The following is an 844-nucleotide window of genomic DNA, read 5'->3' as shown; positions in this document are numbered from 1 at the left end:
CAATTGCGCCGGGTTTCACTTGCAGCGTGACATCACGTAGTCGCCGAGGCGCTTATGATATGCGCTCAAACGGTTTTTCTTTATTTGATCGGGCGGGCCGGCGTTCGGGTCGAGATTGTAGTGATCGGGAAATGTATAGTCCTCACCGGGTCCATCCGCCGGCGCAATGGTGGCGATCGTTTGCTCGACGTCGCCGGTGAAGGGAAAGGCGATGTTCACGATCAGGTCTTGGTCGAAGTATGGTTGGATGGTGATCTCCTCCCAGGTTTTGTCCCTGGGCGTCATGAACCCACGCAGCAGGTCCTTCATCGCCTCCTGATCTCCACTTCTGAAGATCGCTTGCTTGGCCGGATCCTTGATCAGGTCTCGGATGAATTCGCCAAGCGCCTCGAACTGCACATCTTTGAACTTCACCATGTCCACTTTCCCCGCTAAACCAGATTGAGCACTGTAGCGCTGCCGTTATCAGCGCTATTGAAAACCCTGACTGCCGAGCAGGCCGCCAAGCACTTCATCCGATACCTTCGCAGTATCATTGAGATCGAGCAGTCCTGCCAGCGTTTTTGGCTCTACGTCCGGAATGAGCCTGCGAGAGGTGATATCCGTATCGGCAGCCTTGAACAGTGCGGATGCGATCGTGGCGGCCACCACATAGGAGCCAACTGGGCCAAGATGGCTGCCGTCATTACCAAGAACGGACGCCTCCTGGATGATATAGTAGGAGAGAGGTGTTTGCCTCAGGAACTCCGGGTACCGTTGCAAAGCGGCCCGAAGTCGGCCGGCGTTGTAGACGTAACGTTTGGCGCAGGCGGCCGTGGGAAGCATGTCATTGCCCGTCAGGACC

1 protein-coding gene and 1 pseudogene are annotated in these 844 nt (G+C 56.4%); both read right to left on the bottom strand.

The window, feature by feature from the left end; genetic code table 11:
• Positions 1-15: 15 nt before the first annotated feature.
• Positions 16-417 carry a hypothetical protein gene (locus EN969_RS33350; RefSeq protein ID WP_013530422.1) on the bottom strand — a complete coding sequence of 134 codons (402 nt, stop codon included), beginning with the start codon at positions 415-417 and terminating at the stop codon, positions 16-18.
• A 54-nt stretch (positions 418-471) separates the two neighbouring features.
• Positions 472-844: pseudogene (locus EN969_RS33345) on the bottom strand (hypothetical protein); the annotation flags it as partial.

The organism is Mesorhizobium sp. M7A.F.Ca.CA.003.01.2.1 (assembly GCF_003998945.1).
Classification (GTDB): domain Bacteria; phylum Pseudomonadota; class Alphaproteobacteria; order Rhizobiales; family Rhizobiaceae; genus Mesorhizobium; species Mesorhizobium ciceri.
The sequence above is the reverse complement of the archived record's forward strand: the minus strand, read 5'-3'. Positions and strand labels throughout refer to the sequence as shown.

Coding starts and splice junctions, on each gene's coding strand:
- EN969_RS33350 (WP_013530422.1), bottom strand. CDS start 417: ATGGTGAAGTTCAAAGATGTGCAGTTCGAGGCGCTTGGCGAATTCATC.